This window comes from Pseudomonas sp. CG7, assembly GCF_023701885.1.
Classification (GTDB): domain Bacteria; phylum Pseudomonadota; class Gammaproteobacteria; order Pseudomonadales; family Pseudomonadaceae; genus Aquipseudomonas; species Aquipseudomonas zanjanensis.
Window position 1 is genome coordinate 1 of the sequence record NZ_JABAEE010000012.1, and the last position, 22,973, is coordinate 22,973.

Consider the following 22,973-nt stretch of genomic DNA (forward strand, 5'->3'; position numbering starts at 1 on the left):
ACCCCACCCCCCCCCCCCCCGCCCAATTCCCACAACCCCCGCCAATCTCCCCCCGGCATTGATGAACACCTGTGGATAACCCAGGCTCGCCACGTCGATGAAAGGGTAGGGGTAGGTCGCCAGCAAATCGCCGCGCAGCAGGACATAGGCGAAATAGACCAAGGGGTAGATCATCCACAGCCCGATGTGCCCCAGGCGCAAGCTGCCTTTGGGCACGCACCGCCACCAATAGGCGATGTACAGCAACGGCACCACGTCATGCAGTAATTCATCGGCCACGAACTGCCAGCCTTCGGGTTGCCAGAGATGGCGCAGCAACAGGTTGTAGGCCAGGCTGACCAGGGCGATGCTCACGGCGATGCCGCTGCGTACGCTGGGCCTGAGGAACCAGCGTCGGGCCGGGGAGGGGCGCAGGGTCAGCTCCCAGGTCAGCACCACCGCCACCGACAGGTTGGTCAGCACCGTAAAGAAGCTGAAGAAACTCACCAACCCGCCCAGCAGGCTCGCGCCCAGTTCCCAGCGGCCCAGCAGAATCAGATACAGCTGGATGCGCAACCCCGCCCAGGCCAGCAGCGCCGCCACCGACACGAAGCGCTGTCGCAGGGTGAGGTGAGCTCTCACAATCCCCACGGCTATTCAGACCGGCCGTTTGGTGCGCATCAGCTTGATGTACAGGCGCTCGACTTTCTCCCTCGCCCACGGCGTCTTGCGCAAGAAGGTCAGGCTCGACTTGATGCTCGGATCGCTCTTGAAGCAGCGGATATCGATGCGTTCAGCCAGGCCGGACCATTCGTAATGCTGCACGAGGGCATTGAGGATCTGCTCCAGCGTCACGCCGTGCAGCGGGTTGTTGTTGGGTTCGGTCATCGGAGGCCTTCGCGGGAAAAAGGGTAAAGCCGCGCACCTTAGCCGAGGTGCCCTTGTGGTGGAAAGCATAGCCTTCATCGTGACCTCCCAAGCCAGGCGCACTGTTACTGAATCCGAAATGATTCATGTCAATAAAAGCGCTTTCTCTATTTGTAACTGGACATTATCCTTGCGCCGCTTGCTGAAACGCTTCTTCTGGTGCCAGAGCCTCTGCGGTACAGCTCATTCCCTGCTGAAAGATCAAAACAATGCTCAATGTTCAGATCCTGAAAGACAGCGCTGTCTCAATGGATTCCTGTGGGAGCGAGCTTGCTCGCGATAGCCATTGCACATTCAACATTGAAGCCGACAGACCCGCCGTCATCGCGAGCAAGCTCGCTCCCACAGGGATCGCGGCAACCGAATTTGCCTTTTTCCAACTGAACCATGGCCCCTCAAGATCGTCATCTAAAGTGACTACTTGCGCGGGACTCTTCAAAACGACACGGAGAATCACACTATGAGCACTGAGGGTGCTTTGAGTCGAAGCCGTCTGCTACCGAGCTTGCTCGGCATTCTGCTTCTATTGATGGGCCTGGCCCTGCTGGCCGGAGGAATCAAGCTGAGCACGCTCGGCGGCTCGCTGTATTACCTGCTGGCTGGTATCGGCCTGGCGCTGACCGGCGTGTTGCTGATCATGGCCCGTCGCGCGGCCCTGGGCCTGTACGCGCTGGTGCTGTTCGCCAGCACCGTGTGGGCACTCTGGGAAGTGGGCCTGGATTGGTGGCAACTGGTGCCGCGCCTGGCGATGCTGTTTGCCTTGGGCATCGTCATGTTGCTGCCGTGGTTCCGTCGCCCGCTGTTGGCCGCCGATGCCTCGGCCATGGGCACCCGCGCATTGGGTGCCGCCGTGGTCATCGCCGGTATCGCCGCGCTCGCCAGCCAGTTCACCAACCCGGGGGAGATCAAGGGCCAACTGGACCGTGACAGCGTGCCGGGCATGGCCAACACCGCACCGGCCATGCCGGACGGCGACTGGAACTCCTACGGGCGCAGTGCCCATGGCGACCGCTATTCGCCGCTGGCGCAGATCACCCCTGAGAACGTCGGCAAGTTGAAGGAAGCCTGGTCCTATCGCACCGGCGACCTGCCAGGGCCGAACGACCCGGGTGAAACCACCGCCGAAAACACCCCGCTAAAGGTCAACGGCATGCTCTACGTGTGCACGCCTCACAGCCAGGTGATTGCCCTGGAGCCTGAGCCCGGCAAGGAAATCTGGCGTTTCGATCCGAAGCTTTCCACGCAAAAAGCGGAAAACTTCAAGGGTTGGGCCCACATGACCTGCCGTGGCGTGGCCTCCCACGATGACGCCGCGTACGCCTCCGCCGAGCAGAGCCCGACCGGCACCGCCAGCACCACGCCGGCCAGCACCGTGTGCCCACGGCGGATCTTCCTGCCGACCGCCGACACCCGCCTGATCGCCCTCAATGCCGACACCGGCAAGATGTGCGAAGACTTCGGCGACAAGGGCCAGGTCGACCTGACCGCCAATATCGGTGGCTTCACCGCGGGTGGTTACTACTCCACGTCGCCACCGGCGGTCACCCAAAACCTGGTGGTGATCGGCGGTCACGTCACCGATAACGTTTCCACCGACGAGCCAAGCGGTGTCATCCGTGCCTACGACGTGCACACCGGCAAGCTGGTGTGGAACTGGGACAGCGGCAACCCCGACGACACGACGCCGATTGCCGAAGGCAAGACCTACACCCGCAACTCGCCGAATATGTGGTCCATGTTCAGCGTCGATGAAAAACTCGGCATGCTCTACCTGCCGATGGGCAACCAGACCCCCGACCAGTTCGGCGGATTCCGCACACCGGAATCGGAGAAATACGCCGCCGGCCTGACCGCCCTGGACATCGCCACCGGCAAGGTGCGCTGGTACTTCCAGTTCACCCACCACGACCTGTGGGACATGGACGTCGGCGGTCAACCGACCCTGATGGACCTGAAGACTGCCGATGGCGTTAAACCGGCCGTCCTGGCGTCGACCAAGCAGGGCAGCATTTACGTGCTGGACCGCAGCAACGGCCAGCCGATCGTGCCGATCAAGGAGATCCCGGTGCCGCAAGGCGCGGTGGAAGGCGACTTCACCTCGCCGACCCAGCCGATGTCCGACCTGAACTTCGTGCCGCCGGTCCTTCAGGAACGCGACATGTGGGGCGTGACCCCGTTCGACCAGATGTTGTGCCGGATCGACTTCAAGTCCTTGCGTTACGACGGCATGTTCACGCCGCCGTCGCTGCAAGGCTCGATTGTCTACCCGGGCAACTTCGGCGTGTTCGACTGGGGCGGCATTTCGGTTGATCCGGTGCGCCAGATCGCGTTCGTCAACCCGAGCTACATGGCGTTCAAGTCGAAACTGGTGCCAGCGGCGGAAGTGGCCGGTGGCCCGGGTCGCAAGAGCGAAACCGAAGGCGTGCAGCCGAACAAGGGCGCGCCCTATGGCGTGATCCTCGAAGCGCTGCTCTCGCCCATGGGCCTGCCGTGCCAGGCGCCTGCGTGGGGTTATGTCGCGGCCGTGGACCTGACCAACAACAAGACCCTGTGGAAGCACAAGAACGGCACCGTGCGCGACAGCTCGCCGGTACCGATCCCGTTGAGCATGGGCGTGCCGAGCCTGGGTGGCACCTTCACCACCGCCAGCGGCCTGGCGTTCCTCAGCGGTACGCTGGACCAGTACCTGCGCGCCTACGACGTGAAAAACGGCAAGCAGTTGTGGGAAGGTCGCCTGCCCGCCGGCGCCCAGACCACGCCGATGACCTACACAGGCAAGGACGGCAAGCAATACGTGCTGGTCGTTGCGGGTGGTCATGGTTCCCTGGGCACCAAGCAGGGTGATCATGTGATTGCCTACAAGCTGCCGGATTAAGCCCAACCGGCGCTCATGAAAAAGGCGACACCCGCAAGGGTGTCGCCTTTTTTAGCAGCGCGGAGTCTCTGTGAACCCAGGCCTCCGAGCTTCTGAGCTTCTGAGCTTTTGTGGCGAGGGAGCTTGCTCCCGCTGGGCTGCGAAGCGGCCCCCTGCTTTGCCAGCCATCCCACCGCAGGGGATGCTGACGCATCCAGCGGGAGCAAGCTCCCTCGCCACAGGGGATCGTGCTCAGCCTAGGACTTGTACTCAGCCCTGGGCTTTACAGCTCGATCTTGACCGCCTGGGAAGCCCGGGTCGCCTTGGCGCGGGCGGCTTCGATGGATTCATCGCGGGCCAGGGCCACGCCCAGGCGGCGCTGGCCGTTGACTTCCGGCTTGCCGAACAAGCGCAGGGCGGTGTCCGGTTCGCTCAGGGCCACGCCCAGGTTGGCGAAGGCGGTCTGGGTCGATTGACCTTCCACCAGAATCACCGCCGAGGCCGACGGGCCGAACTGGCGGATCAGCGGGATCGGCAAGCCGAGAATGGCGCGGGCATGCAAGGCGAATTGCGACAGGGCTTGGGAAATCAGCGTCACCAGGCCGGTGTCGTGCGGGCGTGGCGAGACGTCGCTGAACCACACCTGGTCACCCTTGATGAACAGCTCGACGCCAAACAGGCCGCGCCCACCCAGGGCTTCGGTCACCGCCTTGGCGACGCGCTCGGATTCGGCCAGGGCCACCGGGCTCATGGCCTGGGGCTGCCAGGATTCCTGATAGTCGCCTTTTTCCTGACGGTGGCCGACCGGTGCACAGAACGTGGTACCGCCGACGTGACGCACGGTGAGCAAGGTGATTTCGTAGTCGAAGTCGATAAAACCTTCGATGATCACCCGGCCCTTGCCGGCACGGCCGCCTTCCTGGGCATAGTCCCAGGCTTTCTGCACGTCATCAGTGCTGCGCAGCAGGCTCTGGCCCTTGCCCGAGGAACTCATCACCGGCTTGCCCACACACGGGAAACCCAGAGTCTCGCCGGCCTTGCGGAAGTCCTCCACGGTGTCGGCGAAAAAATACGGCGAGGTGGGCAGGCCCAGCTCTTCGGCGGCCAGTCGACGGATGCCCGCGCGGTTCGTGGTCAGTTGCGCGGCGCGGGCCGTAGGAATCACCGTGAAGCCTTCCGCTTCCAGCTCCACCAGGGTGGCGGTGGCGATGGCTTCGATTTCCGGCACGATGAAATGCGGTTTCTCGGCCTCGATCACCGCACGCAGGGCCGCGCCGTCGAGCATGTTGATCACATGGCTGCGGTGGGCCACTTGCATGGCCGGCGCGTTGGCGTAGCGATCCACGGCACTCACTTCGACGCCCAGGCGCTGCAGTTCGATCACCACTTCCTTACCCAGCTCACCGCTGCCACACAACAAAACGCGGGTCGCGGTGGGCGACAATGGGGTTCCGATACGGGTCATCTGAAGGTCCTCAAACAGGAGCGGATCATCGGGGGCGCGCGCCGGGCGAGCTTCCCATGGGAGAAAGCGCGGCATTTTACATGAACCGCGTCAGCCGGCGACGGCCTGTTTGCGCAGACGCCAGGCCATGATCAGCCAGACGGCGGTGACCCCGGCGAATTTCGAGAGCAGGGCGGTGATCACCACGGCGGGCGTCAGGGCATCGATCAGGCCGAAGAAAATGAATGTATCCAGGGGAATGCTCAGGGCTGAACTGATCCACAACCGGTCATGGAGCGGGCGCTTGGTGATCGTGAACACCAGCCAGTCGATGCACTCGGACACCGCGAACGCCGTGGCGCTGGCCAGGGCGATGGTCGGGTCCGATGTCACATAGGACAACACCAGCGCCGCCAGCATCGCCACGATGGCGCCATGGCCGAAACGGGTCTGCACCATGTCCCGCAGGATAAACACCAGTCCGCCCCAGGCCGACCAGATGATGTCCAGGTGCGGCGCGGCGGAAAACGCGAAGTTGATCAGCACGACGCTGCTGATGTAGGCGAGCAGGAAAAGCATGGGGCGGGGTACCTGGTGGGGATGGATAAAATATTAAAGGACAGTGATAGCCCTGTGGCGTCAGTGTAGGGAGGGTACTTCAGGTACCGCCAGTCCCTCAATCTTCCTCACTGTCATCCAGCTTCCAATACCCCACCGCCTTCACAAAATCCTGATCCAACCCTTTCTCTTCCAGCAACACCTTGCGAATCTGCCGCGACACCTTGCTCTCGGTCGCGACCCAGGCGTACAGCTTGCCGCCAGGCATGTCCAACTGTTGCACGGTGCGCAGCAGGTTGTCCTGGCGGCCCTCGCGCAGTACCCAGATCACGTGCACCTGCGCCGGGCTCTGGAGGATTTGCTGCTCGGCGCCGTTTTCCACCTCCACCACCACCAGCGCACGCCGGTTGGGCGCCAGCCCTTCGAGGCGGCGGGCGATGGCCGGCAGGGCGGTTTCGTCGCCGACCAGCAGGTAGCTGTCGAAAATGTCCGGCACGATCATCGATCCCCGTGGCCCGGCAATGTTGAGGTATTGACCGGGCGTGGCCTGGGCGGCCCAAGTCGAAGCAGGGCCGTCGCCGTGGAGCACGAAGTCGATGTCCAGCTCCAAGGTGTCCAGGTCATAGCGGCGCGGCGTGTAGTCGCGCATCTCGGGCATCGGGCCTTGGGCCTTGCCCGCGCTGGGGTTGAAATTATCCAGGGCGGCCTGTTCCTCGGCGTTCTGCGGGAACAGCAGTTTCACATGGTCGTCCGTGCCCAGGCTGGCGAACCCGGCCAGTTCCGGACCGCCGACGGTGATGCGGCGCATACGCGGTGTCAGGTCGACCACCCGCAGCACTTGCAGGCGGCGACGTTTGATCTCGTGGTTGACGCGGTGGATGGTGTTTGGATCGACTCCAGTCATGCTTCTACTCCGAAACGGTTGGACGGCCAGGGCCGTCGACAATGGCTTTGGCGGTGTCGTTGAGCAGGTCGCGCACCCGCAGGATTTCGTCAGGGCTCCAACGGCCATGGTGCATTTGCAATGCATGCCGCAGGTTATACACCGCTTCATGGATTTCCGGGGGGCGGTCATGGCCGCGCAATGTGCGCTTGCTGATTTCGATGCGCGAGTGCACTTCATCCAGCGCTTCGGCCTGGTTCTTCAGTGATAGACGTCCGGCATCGGTCACGCTGTAGCTTTTTTTTCCATTTTCGACGCTGCAGCTGACCAAGGCGTTCATTTCCAGAAACGTCAGGGTCGGGTAGATCACGCCCGGGCTGGGGCTGTAGGCGCCATCGAACAGGTTCTCGATCCGGCGGATCAGGTCATAGCCATGGCAGGGCTGTTCGGCAATCAGCGCGAGCAATAATACTTTTAAATCGCCAGGGGCGAACACCCGGGGGGCCTTGCTGCCTCGCGAACCAGTAGGGCGTCGTTCGAAACCGTCGTGTTCACGTTTGGAGCAAGAGTCGGGTTGGGAATAAAGGACGTTCATATGCTGTCTCCGTTCTGCATATAGAAAAAGCACCCAGATATATCTCCAATAAAAGATATATCTTTTTGCTTGAGGTTTTTGCGAGCTGAGATATATCTTGTTTTCGTCGGAGGTTAGTTGGGCGGCGGGAGCGGACCTTACATCAAAGCTCAATGTTTGCGGGGCGGCGGCATGGATTTCCAATGATGAAAATGGTGAAAACTTAAAATGTGGGCAGTTTCTGACAGCGGAACTTAAGTTTTATAAATAACGGCGTATTTTTCGCTCTTGCGTATGCTGGAGTTACTACAAGGCTATAGGAAGTTGCCTGCTTTTTTTTAGCGGAAGAAAGCCGATCATGCTCGGCGTTGGAGAGGCGGGCCAAGTTGCTCTTGGTCTGCAAGCCCAACCTTCTATTTACGCTAAGAACAGGTGTTAACAACATGCTTAAGCAATTCGTAACCGCTGCCTCCCTGACCGCCGCCGCGCTGAGTTCGTCGTGGGCATTCGCTGCTGATGATGCACGCTCGTCCATCCATATCACTGCGGACATCCCGACCGATTCGTTCCGCGTCCTGCCGCGCAACCCGGACTTCGGTAGGGACGAATACATGGGCTACAACCCGACTAGCAGCACCTTGACTCCGTTGCGACAGGTTTTCGACGTGAAGAACACCGACGGTTCGGTCAATGCCTACATCGACGGCGGTCCGAAGTCGCTCTCCAATGGCAGCGACAGCATTGGCCTGACCACCACCTTCAACGGCGTCACGTTGACCGCCACGTCTCAAGAAGTGGTGGACGACGCATCGTCGACCCCGGGTACCACCGCTGACATGGTGATCACCGTGGCCAAGCCCTTGGCCAACCAGACTGGCCGGTATGTCGCTGACATGACGGTCATCTTCGACGCGGTACCTCGCCCGTGATGCCATCGATTGCCTGATGGAGCTCATCCGTTCCATGGCATGACCGCAGGCCGGCCGGTCCTCCCCAACCGACCGGCCTGTACCTGAAACGCCCTGATCACTCGCTGATTATGAGAGTCCGTTGATGTTTTCGATGACACCCATCGCGGGTGCGCTCGCGCTATTGTTATGCGCGAACGCATTGGCCGCGCCGACTGCCCCCGGTACGACGCCGACAAGCCTGTTATCCCAGGCCAAGGGACTGCCGGCGGAGTTCGAATCGCACTTCTTTGACGTGCCCTTGGCGGTTCGTGTTGAACTCAATCAACGCTATCTCGGCGAGGCCATGGTGGTCTTGACCCGGGATGATCGGGTCACCTTGCTCGAGTTCACCGACACCCAGGACAGCCTGATAAAACCAGTCGAGCGTGATCAATGGGAGCAATTGCTCAAGCGAGGGCAGCCGCTGGGCGCATGCGAAGCCAACTGCGTGTCAGGGTTGCTCGCGATACATTACAGCCTTGAAAATTCCTTGGTCTCGATCCTCACCCGGGACGTGGAGCGAACCAGCGAAACCAAGCGTTATCATGATCAACCGCAAGACGGTAGCTTCGGCCTGATCTTCAATAACCAACTCAATATCAATGGCGGCCAGGAACAGGACACCGGCGGGCGTTATGGTCTCAACGCCAGTTCCAGCCTCGGAAACTGGAGCCAATCGCTCGACCTCCAGCTGTCTCGCCTTGGCGGCCCGGACGACAAGCTGTACCACGCCGTCCACGAGCTTTACACCCAGCGCGAGCTGGAAGGCAGTTTTTTTCGCCTGGGGTATTTCACCCCCGGCTCCGATGGCTTGAACCGCCAGATTCGCGCGTTCGGCGCCAACCCCGACACCGCGCTGGGCGTGATGTATGGCAGCTCCGACAGCTTGGCGATCGAGAATCCGAAACCCAGCGTCTACCCCATTTATGTCACCGCCAGTCGTCAGGCGGCGGTGGAGATTTATCGCAACGGCCTGTTGATCAACACTCAAGCGGTCAGCGCCGGCTTGCAGAGCCTCGACACCCGGTCCTTGCCCGGCGGGATTTATGAAGTGGAAGTCCGTCTGGTCGAGGACGGGCAAACCACTGCCACCAGCCAGGAGTTGGTCTACAAGCCCAACAACTGGACCAACGCCGAGGACCGCTGGCGCTACAACTTGTTCGCCGGACGCGAAACCCGGCTGTGGAGCAACTGGGAAGACCAGCCCTCGGGTTTCAACACCGCGGGACTGGGGGTCAACTACCTGCTCCATCCCCGGTTGATCCTGGGCGCCTCTACGCGCCAAGTGCAGGATAAATTGCAGGTCGGCACATCAGTGGACTGGACCCTGGGCAGTAGCACCAGCCTGTACGCCAATGTCTACCAGACCCAGCAGTACGGCACCGGGATGGATGTGCAGGGCTTGTACGGCTACGGCCATGGCAGCGTGGTCGCCAGCCACAGCCGCACTTGGCTGGACACCCGCAACACCTACGAGACCTTGCCGGACGGCACCCGCATCCGCCAGCGCAATGTGTTCATCGGCCAGACCAGCAATTCGTCGCTGTCGGTTAATCATCGCCTGAGCAACAAGACCTCCCTCAATGGCCGGCTCGCTTACAGCGAAGGCAATGTCCAGGGCACGGGCCTGGACTTGGGCTGGACCCAGCGCGGCAAGCTGCGCGGCAGCGACGCCAACTGGCGCCTGTCGGTGTTCGACCGCCCCGGTACGTCGAGCACCGGCGACAAACGTAATCGTGGTCTGGACCTGAGTGTCAGCGTTGCGCTGGGTGGACGGGGCGAGTATTGGTCGGGCAGCGTAGGCACCCGCACTTCGCGCGATGGCGAGCGGGACAACAATGCCTCGCTGTCCTATCGGCGCAGCCTGGAGGACCACGTCTTGCAGAGTGTCTCCGGCACGGTGCTGGCCGACACCTATGGCGTGGGCCTGTCCGGCCTCGCCAGTTTCCAGACCGACGCTCTCTATGGCGACGGTTTTGTCCAGCGCTCGTCCTATAACGACAACCTGGCCGGCGGCTTGAACCTGAGCAGCACGGTGGCCGTCGGCGGCAGCAAGGCCGCGTTCACTGGCGAGCCCCAGGGGCGCGGCGCGGGGATGATCGTCGACGTGGAAACCGACCTGGAGGATGTCGTCCTGCGCGCCGACGACTTGACCGGTGGCAGCACCGTGTTGCATCCGGGCCGTAACATCGTGCCGATCACCGCCTATCAGAACAGCATGGTCACCTTCGACTTCGATGGCGTGCATCCACCGGCGGCGCACATCGCGCCGTCGCGCACCCGTTATCACCTGAACAAGGGCGGGGTGGACTACCGCCGGATCAGCGTGATGAAAACCGTGACCGTGCTAGGTCGCCTGCTGGACGAACAGGGGCAACCGCTCAAGGGCCATCACGTGATCAACCACGCCAGTCGCGGGGTCAGCGAGGTGGACGGGTTCTTCTCCATGGAAATGAATGCCGGCTCGCCAACGCTGGAAGTGCGTTACGGCAACCAGTTGCTCTGCCAGTTCCGTCTCGATCCGGACAGCGCCGGCCACGAGGAGGATGTGTTGTTGATCGGTGACTTGCGTTGTACGCCAGACACCTTGGCCGATACCACGATTACCGATGCCGGCGCGGCCAAACGGCCTTCATGAGCCGCTTGAATGCCGGGATTGCGCTTTTCCGGCGATGGCTCGCAACGATTCGCTTTGATGCATGAGGTTGTATAGATGAAGTTTTTAAGGAGACTGGCAAGCGGCGCGGCTGCGGTGGCCTGGTTGGCCGGCTTGCCGGCTGTCAATGCCGCCACGCTGGATATCACCGCGCGCTTCAAGGCCGATAGCTCGAAACCCCGCGAGAACACATTCGTCAATACCACGCGAAACAGCGGGTATTGCGCGCAATTTCCCGCCTACTGCGAGTCGGCGGGGATCGCCAGCCTGAGTTGGGCCGTGGGGGCGGCAGGCGGGCCTGTCCAAGCCAATCATGAAGACGTCCGGCAAGGTGTGATGCTTAAAGCCCCGGCCAGTTGGCGTAAGGTGCAGGTCACCCATACCGGTACGGGCCGTACCGAGACGCTTGAGTTTCGCGTGGTCGGGATCGGCGGGAGCATTGGGCTTACCCCTCGTGCGAGCGAAATCGTCGGTGGCGGCGTCGATGAGCCAGCCGCCAGGCCAATGATTTTTGGTTCTCCTTTTTGGCAAGCACCCTCGCCATGTACCGGTAGCAATAACAACCTGTCGCCCCAGGGATTTTTCTGGGGGACGCCAACAGAAGGCGTCTGTACCAAGCGGTCTCAGTATCAGATTTCTCGTCTGTCCTACGACGGCATGAGCTTTGCCTACGAGTTGCGCACGCCCAAACCCATCGGAATGGCCGGCGGCCGCTACCAGGGTTCGCTGACGCTTAGCGTAGGGCCGGGCCAGGATTTCGATTTCGGTGATGTTGTGATCCCCAATGATCCGGTGCTCACACTCAATTTCACGCTGGATGTCGAACATATTCTCAAGATTGAAGTGCCGCCGGGAGGAAACCGGATCGATCTGGCGCCTAGAGGGGGCTGGTCAACCTGGATTGGCGGATCTACGCCGAAGCTGTACCAGGATCAGCTGTTCTATATCTCGACGTCTTCGCCTTTCTCGATAACCCTTGAATGCACCGGCCTCCAAGGCGAGTGCGGTTTATCGAACACCGTGAACAACGCATGGACTCAGTTGGATCTCTATGTGACGTTACCTGGCACTGTGTGGGTACACGATGGAGCTGAGTATCCGGCCAATCACGTCTGGCTTGCACCAGGGACAGCCTTCACCAACGATTTTCGCCCACTCAAATATATCGATCGCCAACCCGCAACCCTACATTTCGAGGCATCCCCCAATAGATCTTTGCGTTACGACGGCACCAATATCGGCACCGTCACGGTGATTTGGAATTCAGAGGTTTGAATGGCCCGCCAGCTGGCAGTGTCCGTGAGTTGCATTTAATACATAAGGTAAAGACGTGATGAAGCATTTATGGGTATGGATCGGGCTGTCTATGTTTAGCGGCATGGCTCTGGCCGGGCCGCAGATCAGTGTCGGAGTGGTGTATGACTACCTCCAAGGTGACAAGAGCACCTACATGAAGCGGGTGTTCAATGGCGGGACCTCTACCGCGTTCGTCAAGGTCAGTGTCTTGGAGATTATTTACAACGACGACGGCAGCTTTCAAGAAGTGCCCGTTGAGAATCAGGCCGGTGTCATCGCCCGCGATGGTCTGATGGCGAGCCCGGCGCGCCTGATCGTGCCGGCCAACGGCGTGCAGGGCACCCGCTTGCTGTTCATGGGCGATCGGAGCAAGGAACGCTACTTCAGGTTGCGCTTCGTGCCGGTGGTGCCCGAGGACGAGGACGAGTTCGCCGTCAGCGCCGAGGAGCGCGAGGCATACAAGAAAGAACGCATGGAGGCTGGTGTCAAGGTCTTGGCCGGCTACGGCACGGTGTTTTTCGTTCGCCCCAAGGACACCCGTTTCGAGACCGTCATCGATAGCACCGACAGTCGCTATTCGTTGCGTAATAACGGCAATAGTGTGGTGGTGATCGACGAGTTAAAGAACTGTGCGGTCCTGAAAGCGAACGACTGCGAGCCGAGCACCAAGCATCACGTCATGGCCGGGCGGACCTTTTCCATCGACAAGCAGCCGGGGCGTGAATACCGCTTCACCTTGGTCGAGGGTGAGCAAAAGAAAGAAATCGAGTTCAAGGGCTTATGGCTCGCCGTCGTTCGCTACAGGTAATCATTATGTCCAAGACATTGGCACGTCCGACCCTTTGCATTTTTTTGATGATCTCGAGTTTCATGGCTTGGGGCGCGGTTGAACGGGAAACCTTTGAAGTTTCCTTCGTCCCCCCGTCGGATCGATTCCATGTGTGGCCGGTCGCTCCGAGCCTGACCTTCGTGGAACAGAGGCTACCCTACAATTCAAACACCGGAGCGTTAGGACCGTTGCGGGCTCCTTATCGTGTAAAGAATGCCAACGGTGCCATTGGTGCCCGCCTTGGGGAGCTGGCCTACCTGTCCGACGGTCGCGAGCGCATCGACCTACGGGTAAAGTTCAACAATGTGGAGTTGAACCTCGAGTCCAGGGAAGTGGTGTCAGCCGCCGCCGCGGGTACTATTGGCAAGATCGTGGATCTGGAAATCGCCGCCATCAAGCCGGCCGGCGGTTATCCGTCCGGCCAGTACCACGGCACTGTGCACATGGTTTTCGATGCCATTGCGCCGTAGGCCGCAGCTCAATGGCGGGTGGCCTGGCCTAACGGCTCGTCACCAACGGCTGGCACTGGGTGTGAGTGCCGGGTTGCAGGTAGGGCGAGAGGAACGGCGCCATGCCCTTGAGCACCTGCACCGGCAAGGCCGAGGTGAACTTGAAGTTCTGCGCCGACGCGCCGGGTACGTAAGCGGTGAGTGTGCCGAAATGGCTGTCACCGATGTAGAACACGAACGTGGCAGTGCGGTTGATGGATTTGGAACTGATCACCCGTCCACCGGAACCCACGGCTTCGATGCGGTTGTCGCCGGTGCCGGTCTTGCCGCCCATGGCCAATGGCGTGCCATCGGCCAGTTTGAAGCTGCCGGCCACCCTTTTCGCGGTGCCGGCATCCACCACTTGCGACAATGCACCGCGTAACGCCCGGGCAACCTCCAGCGGCATCACGCGCTTGCCGCTGTCCGGGTTGTTGACCAGTCGCGTTTCATAGGGCGTGTCGACGGCGAACTGCAAGCTGTCGACGCGCAGCGCCGGCTGGCGGACGCCGTCGTTGAGAATGGTGCCCACCAGCTCGGCGAGTGCGGCGGGGCGGTCGCCGCTGCTGCCGATCGCGGTGGCCAACGAAGGCACGAGGTGGTCAAAGGGGTAACCGACTTGCTGCCAGCGCTGGTGGATATCCAGGAAGGCTTCGATCTCCAGCATGGTACGGATGCGACTGTCCCGGGCGCTCTTGTGCCGGCTCTTGAACAGCCAGCTGTAGACTTCCTGACGCTCGAACTGGCTGGCCTTGACGATCTGGCTGAACTTGACCTCGGGGTTGTTCAACAAGTAGCCCATCAGCCACAGGTCCAAGGGATGGACCTTGGCGATGAAGCCTTGATCCGGCAGGTCATAGGCGCCGGGACCATAGCTTTGGTAGAGCCGTTCGAGACGCTCATCGGTGAGCTTTTCGGCGCTCTTGGCTGACTTCAAGTGCGCACGCACGAAGCGATTGAAGTTTTCCTGGCTGTCGTTGGGAAAGAAATAACGGTGCACGGCGGCCAGGCGGATGGCGGTAGGGCGCATGCCGTCGAGGAAGGTTTCGAGGCGCTGGCCGGTGTCCTTTTTCTGGTACTTCTTCCAGAACCTGAGCAGGAACGAAGTGCCTTCGCGATCGGCGAACTGGGCCAGGTATTCCTGGCGGCGCGGGTCCTTGTCGTCCTTGAGCAGTTCGGAGCTGTTGTTGGGGCCGGCGTAGGTGGCGTAGCGCACCAGGTCGCGCATCAGGCGAATGAACGGCAGGTTGATGGATTCGCGCAAAGAGTCGCGCAGCGTGGGGATGCGGCCGTCGTCTTCCTTGCGGAAGTTATGAAAAGTGTGCAGCCCGCCGCCGGTAAAAAACGCCTCGCCGGGGCTGGCTGAATAGGTGCGGTCCAGTGCCGCTTCGAGCATCTTCGGCAGGCTGCGGTCGGTGTTTTCGATCAGGTAGTCCACGGCCCAGCGGGACAGGCGGTCCTGGTCGGCGATCTCGGTTTTCTTCAAGGCTGCCGGCGTCTGTTGGGCATAACGCTCATGCAGTTCGGCGATGATCTGCAAATAGGTGGTCAGCACCCGCAATTTGGCGGTGGAGCCCAGTTCCAGCTTGCTGCCTTCGTTGATGTCGAAGGGTTGGTCGGTACTGTCAGTCTGTACCCGCACGCGCGAGCCGTCCGGGGTCAGTTCCAGCAAGGTGAAGCTGTAGCGCACCTGCGTGGTGCTGGTGGGGGTCAGCAGGCGTTCTCCCATCAGGCCGATCTCGGTCGCGAAGGCCGGGTCGGCCAAACGCTTGAGGTACTCGGTGGCCTGGGCCTGCAAATCGCTTTGCAAGGTACTGGTGGCGGAGAGGTCGAGGCGATCGAGGTCGTACAGCGGGCGGTTGAGCAGCGCGGCGATACGACTGCGGGCGGCACTGATGCCCTTGTTGGTTTCGATGGGCTGGACGGTCGGGTCCTGGACCCAGTCGCGGTAGCTGACCTTGCTGGCCAGGGCCGCCTCGGACAACGCGGCGTCGATCACGCCGTTTTGGGCCAGCAGGCGGATGTGGCTGTCGGTGAGGCGCGCCAGTTCATCATGACCCTTCGAAAGATAATGCGACGGGCGCCGCTGGGCGATCATCAACGACAGCATTTCCCGCAGGGCCAGGCCTTTTTCCGCCAGGCTCTTGGGGTCGGTGGCGGTGCTGAACAAGCGTTCGTTGGCCCGTTTGAAATCCGCGCCATACCAGACCCGCAGCCCTTCCGCCATGCCATGGACCTCGCCATGCCCCGGCACGGCGGAGAGCGGCACGCTGTTGAGGTAGTCGCGGATGATCCGCTGCCGCGCCTCGAGGGTCTGCGGGCCGGCCTGGTAGGCGCGCACGCTGGCGGAAATCATCTGGCGGATCTTCTCCGCGCCGGACACGGTCAGGCCTTCGGGCGAGTGGCGGTACTTCTCCAGTTGTGTCGCCAAGGTGCTGCCGCCGGCGGACTGCCCTGGCAGGCTCAACAGCTTGGCGACTTGCGACCAGGCCGCCATGCCGAAGCGCGGCCAGTCCCCGGCCGGGTTGGCCAAGGGTTGCTTGGGGTCGAGCAGAAAACGGTTCTCGATGAACAACAGGCTCTGCACCACCACGGGCGGGATCGCTTCGAAGCTTGCATACAATTGCTGCGGGTACTTGAACTGATAGACCGGCGCGGCGCGGCAATCGGTGATGGTCAGCCCGGCCTGGAGTTTTTCCACATACGGCACGAACAGGCCTTTCTCGACGTAGCCCATCAAGGCCGGCGAGAACCTCGCCTGGGCCTGGATCACGTAGTCGCGCTTGAGCAGCCGCGGCAGGAACTCCCCCAGCGCGCTGTAGCCCAAGCGCCGGTCGAACGGGCCCGCACCCGGATAGGCGATGGCATCGCTGGGCCCCGGCTGCACCGAATAGTTCAGGGACTCGGCGTACTTGCTGATCTCCCGGGCCTGAAACCGCGACGTGCGCATTTCCTTGGCCGCCGCCAGGCCGACCACCACGACGATAATCAGCAACAACAACCAGAACGCCCGCCAGCCATGCCGTGCGCGGCGTTTTTCTTGAGGTAAAGGCGCTTCTTCCATACGTTCAGTCGGGACCACAGGTTCATTCGAATCGGTTTGCCACAAAGCGCCCATAGTCGACTGATCCATTAAGCAGATTGATCGGACTTGCTTGCAGCGTAGCCGGGGGTCGGCGTGGGGGGAGGGGAAATTGTGGACAGCCGACATGCGAACGCTTGTCAGAGGTCATTGGCTGATGAGCTTTTGTGGCGAGGGAGCTTGCTCCCGCTCGGCTGCGCAGCAGACGCGACGGTGGCATGGCTTAAGCGGTTTCGGAGTTGAAAAAGCGGGGCGGCTGCGCCACCCAGCGGGAGCAAGCTCCCTCGCCACAGGTACTACGCCGTCTTCGGAAAAGTCGCTCAACTATCATCGCGTCGGATCGTTGCGGGTGAGGCTACCGTAAGTAGACACCCAACCACAGGAAGCCAAGGAATGCATCCTCCACACCCAAACTCTCATCGCTTACGTCGCGGACGCTCTTCGGAACCGGGGCGAGGTTATCTCATCACTACGGTCGTTCACCGACGCATACCGATTTTCAAGGACTGGCGACTGGGCCGCTTATTGATTGCAGAAATGCGCCTGGCTCATGAGCGAGGTCAGATCAATTCGCTGGCATGGGTTGTGATGCCGGACCATCTGCATTGGCTGGTGCAGCTAGAGCAAGCTCAGCTCACCCAAGTGATGCAGACAGTTAAATCCCGCAGCACCCTAACAATCAATCGAGCAATGAACAGAAAGCGTGCCTTCTGGCAAAGCGGCTTCCATGACCGCGCGATCCGCGACAACGAGGACCTGCGACCTACCGCCCGCTACATCATTGCCAATCCGCTTCGTGCAGGGTTAGTAGATCGAGTCGGCGATTACCCACTGTGGGACACGGTGTGGCTTTAGTCGCTTTTTGTGGCGAGGGAGCTTGCTCCCGCTGGGGGGCGAAGCCGCCCTCACTTTGCGGCTTTTGAATGCAGGCGGCTGCTGCGCAGCCGAGCGGGCGCAAGCTCCCTCGCCACGGGGGCGGTGGTGTCCTGAAAACCTCGCGCTAGAGCCTTCGCCGCCTGCAAAGACATGACGTTGCACCCTCACTGTGCAATACTCGGCGCTGCTTCTAAAAGGCCATTAGCTCAGGCAATCCCTCTTCATAACGCCGTCCTCGGCTGGCGCATTCCCTGAATTAACCTGCTTTTATGGTGAAACTTTCTGTTCCCGGCTTTTTATACTGCACGGCCCGCTGATCTTGAGGAATTTTCCTACAGGACGGTCTGCCCACAAGGCAGGCCCGGTTTCGGCAATGCTCGCAGGCCCACCCGCCCGCAGCCTTGGACACTCGGTGGCTAATCCAATAACAAGACGAGGTTTATCCCTATGCCTGTCGGCAATCATCTGCCCCATGGCGAGACCGCCCAGGGTGGTCCGCTCAAACGAGAACTCGGTGAGCGGCATATCCGCCTGATGGCGCTCGGCGCCTGCATCGGTGTCGGGCTGTTCCTCGGTTCGGCCAAGGCCATCGAAATGGCCGGGCCGGCGATCATGCTGTCCTACATCATCGGTGGCCTGGCGATCCTGGTGATCATGCGCGCCCTCGGTGAAATGGCCGTGCACAACCCGGTGGCCGGTTCGTTCAGCCGCTATGCCCAGGACTACCTCGGCCCACTGGCAGGCTTCCTGACCGGTTGGAACTACTGGTTCCTGTGGCTGGTGACCTGCGTGGCGGAAATCACCGCCGTGGCGGTGTACATGGGCGTCTGGTTCCCCGACGTGCCCCGCTGGATCTGGGCCCTGGCCGCGCTGGTCAGCATGGGCTCGATCAACCTGATCGCGGTCAAGGCTTTCGGCGAGTTCGAGTTCTGGTTCGCCCTGATCAAGATCGTCACCATCATCGCCATGGTCATCGGCGGCGTCGGCATCATTGCCTTCGGCTGCGGCAACGACGGCGTGGCCTTGGGAATCTCCAACCTCTGGACCCACGGCGGATTCATGCCCAACGGTGTGTCGGGCGTGTTGATGTCCCTGCAAATGGTCATGTTCGCCTACCTGGGCGTGGAGATGATCGGCCTGACCGCCGGTGAAGCGAAGAACCCACAGAAAACCATCCCCAACGCCATCGGCTCGGTGTTCTGGCGGATCCTGCTGTTCTACGTCGGCGCGCTGTTCGTGATCCTGTCGATCTACCCATGGAACGAAATCGGCACCCAGGGCAGCCCGTTCGTGATGACCTTCGAGCGCCTGGGCATCAAGACCGCCGCCGGCATCATCAACTTCGTGGTGATCACCGCCGCGCTGTCCTCCTGCAACGGCGGGATCTTCAGCACCGGAAGGATGCTCTACAGCCTGGCGCAGAACGGCCAGGCCCCGGCCGGCTTCGCCAAGACCTCCAGCAATGGCGTACCACGCCGCGCACTGCTGCTGTCCATCGCCGCGTTGCTGCTGGGCGTGCTGCTCAACTACCTGGTGCCGGAGAAAGTCTTCGTCTGGGTGACGTCTATTGCCACCTTCGGCGCGATCTGGACTTGGGTGATGATCCTGCTGGCCCAGCTCAAGTTCCGCAAAGGCTTGAGCGCTTCCGAGCGTGCGGCGTTGAAGTACCGCATGTGGCTGTACCCGGTCAGCTCGTACCTGGCGCTGGCATTCCTGGTGTTGGTGGTGGGCTTGATGGCGTACTTCCCTGACACCCGCGTGGCGCTGTATATCGGCCCGGCGTTCCTGGTGTTGCTGACGTTGTTGTTCTACACCTTCAAGTTGCAACCGACCGGAGATGTAACGGGGTCGGTGCGTTCGGCTTCGTAGGTTCACTGCGATGTATGAGGAAGCCCTGGTCCGATGACTGGGGCTTTTTTGTAGGTGCGTTCTCAACTAATTAATGGTTGGGCTGGTCAATAAAATATTCATTGGCCGATCCCTGATTTTCTGTTGCCCCGGTTCGTAGTACTTCGAGGGCATTGCGTATGAGCGTTTCGCTGATTTCGTACCGCAAACTCAACCGGCGCCAGGTCGTGTCCTTTTTTCTGGTGGCGACCCTACTGTATGTTCTGCCGTTGATCCTGGCTGATTTTCGTTATATCGACGATAGCTGGCGGACACTGGAAGCCGGCAACGCCTGGGCCAGCCAAGGGCGCTGGTTTACCGACCTGTTGTACCAGGCGCTCTCTTTCACCGGCGCCGCGCCGGATATTTTCCCGCTGCCTTTGTTGCTGGCAGTATTGGCGATGTCCCTGGCCCTGACTCGTCTGACCTATCACTATTTCCCCACGCCGACGCTAGTCTGCTGTTTCGTGCCCTTGCCCCTCTGGTACAACCCCTTCCTATTGCAGAACCTGTCGTATCAATACGACGGGCCCGGTATGGCGCTGAGTCTGGTGGCGGTTATTTACGCAACGACTTTTCGCAGCGCCTCGCCCATGCGCCAGTGGTGGGTGCCGGTGGCCTTGTTGGTATTGGCGTTCGGGCTCTATCAGATCAGTTTCAACGTGTTCTTGGGATTGGTTTGCCTGGACCTGTTCAGGGCTGCATGCAAACCGCTGTCATGGCGACAGTGGTGGGCAATGTTGGGGGGCAGGCTCGCTCAGCTTGGCTTGGCCATCCTGATTTACTTCGTCATGACGTTCTCGTCCATAGAGACGACGCGGACTGCATTACTGAACTGGAAAACTGATCCACTCGGACAGATTGCTTTCAATATCGGCACGGTGCTGGAAAAAATTGCGTTGTTGTTCCACGGTGGATATGCCTGGGTATTTGCCATGCTGGCGTTGTGTCCCCTGATGGGTACCTTACGTCTGGGACGCCGGATAGGGGCCCGTGGAGAGCCGCGGTGGAAGACAATCGTCTTGAGTCTGATCTGTTTACTGGCACTTTGTTTGTTAGTTTTTCTGGTGCCTGGTATCACCGTGGTTTTCCGCGACTTCAATGAAGGCGCCCGCACCTTGATGGGTTTCGGGGTACTGTTGATGTTGCTGTTTTATCTTGCGTACCAAGCCCTTATTCCGATCCATCGCCAACTACCGGTGCTGCTAGTCATTCCGCTTTTGGCGACGCTTTCGTTGTCCTTTGCTTACGGCCGAGTCCTGACCTTGGAAAAAACCTTTGCCAATGGTGCGCTCTACAGTTTGAGCTACGACATTACTTCACGCCGGGAGTTGTACGAAGCGAAGCGGATCTATATGTCGCTTACCTACTCCTCCCACTGGCTGGTCAGTGCTTGCGGTTCGTTCGAACAGCTGCCGGTTCTGCATTATCTGCTTAATATCGACTACTTCATCCTTCCGGAAAGCCCGTTATTCATGGGTATCACCAATGTGGTGATCGAACGCGAGCGGCGCAACGCGACCCGTGTCGGTTACCAGGGATATACACCCCTCGTGGACAATCAATATTACCGGATCTATCTGCTCGGCGATTATGGCTTCATCGTCATGAAGGAACCGTCTAGATTTTCTATTTTCACGGGTTGTGATATTCCGCAAGCATTGAACATGCAATGAGAGCCAGGGCTGCAATTGATAGATTGCACTTGCCTCAACCGAGGCAGGCAATCAAGCCCCTTACGCAGCCACCACCTCCCGCGGCTCAAAACTGTCCGCCCGCGCCATCTGCCACATCCGCGAATAAAACGCCCCATTGACCTCACCCGTGAGCAATTCCCCCGGCTTCAAAAACACATGCAACTGTGAGAATAACTTCACCTCGGTGGCCGACATCCGCCGCACCAAATGCTTTGGCTGCAATTGCGACGGATGGTCGAGCCCGGCGGCGGCGAGCATTTCGGCCAGAGCCTTGAGGGTGTTGCGGTGGAAGTTGTAGACCCGCTGGGCCTTGTCCGGAACCACCAGGGCGCGTTGGCGCAGGGTGTCCTGGGTGGCGACGCCGGTGGGGCATTTGTTGGTGTGGCAGCTTTGGCTACCAACTGTCATCGGCTAATGGACAGGTAAAGTCTTTCAAATACAACAAGTTATGGATTTTGATCTGTCCATCTGGTTGAAATGTGAAGTTAGATCATCCAATGAAGGTCTTTCAGTTCCTCATTTCTTCGAGACGCTCGTTTTTTTTGACCAATTAACGCATGAGTTGATATGAGAGCTACTGTAGAGGGTACGAGTAATGTTGGGCAGGCTCGCTGCTGGTGTGAGGTGAGTGCGAAATGATCGCCCCCACCTGAAAGCTCCTAGTACGAATACTGCGCATCCAACAGCATTTCGCAAATTGTGCTGAGGCGCTTGGCATCCTTGAATCGCTCTGCAGTGAGCAGTTCGCCCAGAGCACCACGCATGAAGTGATTGACAATCAAATTCTCGCTCGACATCTCTTTATCTCCACCGTGAACAATGGCAGATCTCATGCCGTAAACCTTTTTTGTAAGCTTGGCGATTTCTTTACGAGCTGGAGCGTCCGTGGCCACGATGAACGCGAATAGGTCTGCCACATTTTGACCGATGCTTTTTTGGAAAAGAGCGCCCTCATCGCGAGAAAATAGAATTTCCAGGGCGATGCAGGTGTAGAGAATGGAATTGCGGATATCTTTAGTGGATGCCGATTCCCCCAAGGCTAGTGCGGTATTTAGGATTCGTGCTTCAAGATCGCCTAGTTTTGCTCCTGCGTGCTTGCGCTCGTAAAGCCCCCAGAGCTTTCCGAGCACTTCCTTAGAGGTGAAGAAATCATTGTTCACAGGGATTTTTTCGATGTGAATGGTTTTCACATCTGCGGAAGACATTCTTCCTTGCTCGTCCTGAATCTGATACGAGTTAGTGCTGACATACATTTTCTCATGCGACATGTCAGGTTTTAGCGGGAGTCCCGTTTCGATAAGTATGCTCTTGTCTTGCTTGCCGCTCAGGAAAATGATCAATTTCGCGAAATTAAGGAAAGCGTTCTCAGCTTTTTGGAACGCGATTTCTTTATCGTAAACGTCTTTGATCGTTGTGCTGATATACATGCCCAATTGGTTAGCCATGGGGATCTCCAGATCCTGAAGGTAACCAAAGCGGAAGCATGCGAGTTCGAATGATCTGACACCCCCGTCAAGTCGTATCCCGGAGATCGGCACGCTTACCACCATGGATGTAGGTTCTTGGTCTAGAAGCTCCTTGAAAAAACACTCAGATGACTCTGGTATTTGACCGGAACGCTTCAAGCTCGGGAGGCGATCTTCGATGAATTTGTGAATCGTCTTTCGGCTGAAGCGACTTGCGATCTTCGAGTTGTCAGATGCCAAGCTCTCTAGGACGTTGTTGTAAGCTGCGCTATCAGTGGTGACTACGGATGTGCCATCTAGGGACGTCCATGATCTGAACGAAGATTCGTTCGCTAAGTCGGAAAAATTTACAATTTTCAAAAGCTCCATTGCGGCGCCCATTATTTTCGAGAAGCTCAACGCGGTACTCCTTTCCTGGTTGTCTTGTTGGCGCCATTCAGTTGATCTAGTAGGCGCTCGCGCCAACTCTAACACCTGTCGTTACGGGTTATCGATGTGGGAAAGCGTACGACCAATCTTGTATGGGG

Annotated in this window: 17 protein-coding genes and 1 pseudogene; 9 read left to right on the forward strand and 9 right to left on the reverse strand. The window is 59.8% G+C overall.

Annotation, left to right across the window (positions count from 1 at the left end; all coding sequences use genetic code 11):
• Positions 1-621, reverse strand: a 621-nt coding sequence (locus HGO40_RS07160; RefSeq protein ID WP_250962442.1) for a Pr6Pr family membrane protein, incomplete at its 3' end; no start/stop codon positions are given.
• Between the two features lie 15 nt (positions 622-636).
• A complete protein-coding gene (locus tag HGO40_RS07165) occupies positions 637-867 on the reverse strand; it encodes a VF530 family protein (RefSeq protein ID WP_003205228.1) in 231 nt (76 codons plus the stop codon).
• Positions 868-1,366: 499 nt separating this feature from the next.
• On the opposite strand from HGO40_RS07165, the gene HGO40_RS07170 reads away from it, so the two are divergent.
• Entirely contained in the window at positions 1,367-3,781 is a 2,415-nt protein-coding gene (locus HGO40_RS07170; RefSeq protein ID WP_250962443.1) for a glucose/quinate/shikimate family membrane-bound PQQ-dependent dehydrogenase, read from the forward strand.
• A 262-nt stretch (positions 3,782-4,043) separates the two neighbouring features.
• Here HGO40_RS07170 and purT read toward each other — a convergent pair whose 3' ends face one another.
• The 4 genes from purT to HGO40_RS07190 all read right to left on the reverse strand — a co-directional run bounded on the left by purT (position 4,044) and on the right by HGO40_RS07190 (position 7,240).
• Positions 4,044-5,225 carry a formate-dependent phosphoribosylglycinamide formyltransferase gene (purT, locus tag HGO40_RS07175; protein WP_250962444.1) on the reverse strand — a complete coding sequence of 394 codons (1,182 nt, stop codon included), beginning with the start codon at positions 5,223-5,225 and terminating at the stop codon, positions 4,044-4,046.
• Positions 5,226-5,315: 90 nt separating this feature from the next.
• Complete coding sequence (locus tag HGO40_RS07180; RefSeq protein ID WP_186709959.1) at positions 5,316-5,783, reverse strand: preQ0 transporter; 468 nt, start codon at positions 5,781-5,783, stop codon at positions 5,316-5,318.
• Between the two features lie 97 nt (positions 5,784-5,880).
• Positions 5,881-6,666 carry a siderophore-interacting protein gene (locus HGO40_RS07185; RefSeq protein ID WP_250962445.1) on the reverse strand — a complete coding sequence of 262 codons (786 nt, stop codon included), beginning with the start codon at positions 6,664-6,666 and terminating at the stop codon, positions 5,881-5,883.
• Positions 6,667-6,670: 4 nt separating this feature from the next.
• Positions 6,671-7,240 (reverse strand): PadR family transcriptional regulator, encoded by a 570-nt coding sequence (locus HGO40_RS07190; RefSeq protein ID WP_250962446.1) that lies wholly within the window; start codon positions 7,238-7,240, stop codon positions 6,671-6,673.
• Between the two features lie 422 nt (positions 7,241-7,662).
• Here HGO40_RS07190 and HGO40_RS07195 point away from each other — a divergent pair, with 422 nt between their 5' ends.
• The 5 genes from HGO40_RS07195 to HGO40_RS07215 all read left to right on the forward strand — a co-directional run bounded on the left by HGO40_RS07195 (position 7,663) and on the right by HGO40_RS07215 (position 13,420).
• Positions 7,663-8,148, forward strand: coding sequence for a CS1 type fimbrial major subunit (locus HGO40_RS07195; RefSeq protein WP_250962447.1), 486 nt, complete (start codon positions 7,663-7,665; stop codon positions 8,146-8,148).
• 124 nt (positions 8,149-8,272) lie between these two features.
• Positions 8,273-10,807, forward strand: coding sequence for a CS1-pili formation C-terminal domain-containing protein (locus HGO40_RS07200; protein ID WP_250962448.1), 2,535 nt, complete (start codon positions 8,273-8,275; stop codon positions 10,805-10,807).
• A 75-nt stretch (positions 10,808-10,882) separates the two neighbouring features.
• Complete coding sequence (locus HGO40_RS07205) at positions 10,883-12,100, forward strand: hypothetical protein (RefSeq protein WP_250962449.1); 1,218 nt, start codon at positions 10,883-10,885, stop codon at positions 12,098-12,100.
• Between the two features lie 58 nt (positions 12,101-12,158).
• The gene (locus tag HGO40_RS07210; RefSeq protein ID WP_250962450.1) at positions 12,159-12,929 is read left to right on the forward strand and encodes a molecular chaperone; all 771 of its coding nucleotides are present in this window, start codon (positions 12,159-12,161) and stop codon (positions 12,927-12,929) included.
• A 62-nt stretch (positions 12,930-12,991) separates the two neighbouring features.
• Entirely contained in the window at positions 12,992-13,420 is a 429-nt protein-coding gene (locus HGO40_RS07215) for a CS1 type fimbrial major subunit (protein WP_284739027.1), read from the forward strand.
• A gap of 28 nt (positions 13,421-13,448) precedes the next feature.
• Here the strand turns inward: HGO40_RS07215 and HGO40_RS07220 are convergent, their stop codons facing one another.
• Complete coding sequence (locus HGO40_RS07220) at positions 13,449-16,556, reverse strand: transglycosylase domain-containing protein (RefSeq protein ID WP_250962452.1); 3,108 nt, start codon at positions 16,554-16,556, stop codon at positions 13,449-13,451.
• Between the two features lie 357 nt (positions 16,557-16,913).
• Between HGO40_RS07220 and HGO40_RS07225 the strand changes: the two genes are divergently transcribed.
• The 3 genes from HGO40_RS07225 (at position 16,914) to HGO40_RS07235 (ending at position 20,959) form a co-directional block, all read left to right on the forward strand.
• A complete protein-coding gene (locus HGO40_RS07225; RefSeq protein WP_250962453.1) occupies positions 16,914-17,375 on the forward strand; it encodes an REP-associated tyrosine transposase in 462 nt (153 codons plus the stop codon).
• 468 nt (positions 17,376-17,843) lie between these two features.
• Positions 17,844-19,265 carry an amino acid permease gene (locus HGO40_RS07230; RefSeq protein WP_250962454.1) on the forward strand — a complete coding sequence of 474 codons (1,422 nt, stop codon included), beginning with the start codon at positions 17,844-17,846 and terminating at the stop codon, positions 19,263-19,265.
• 158 nt (positions 19,266-19,423) lie between these two features.
• Positions 19,424-20,959 (forward strand): glucosyltransferase domain-containing protein, encoded by a 1,536-nt coding sequence (locus HGO40_RS07235; protein ID WP_250962455.1) that lies wholly within the window; start codon positions 19,424-19,426, stop codon positions 20,957-20,959.
• 60 nt (positions 20,960-21,019) lie between these two features.
• Here HGO40_RS07235 and HGO40_RS07240 read toward each other — a convergent pair.
• Both HGO40_RS07240 and HGO40_RS07245 read right to left on the reverse strand, forming a co-directional pair.
• A pseudogene (locus tag HGO40_RS07240) lies at positions 21,020-21,382 on the reverse strand (glutamate synthase-related protein); the annotation flags it as partial.
• Positions 21,383-21,639: 257 nt separating this feature from the next.
• Positions 21,640-22,425 (reverse strand): HEPN domain-containing protein, encoded by a 786-nt coding sequence (locus HGO40_RS07245; RefSeq protein WP_250962456.1) that lies wholly within the window; start codon positions 22,423-22,425, stop codon positions 21,640-21,642.
• Positions 22,426-22,973 lie beyond the last annotated feature (548 nt).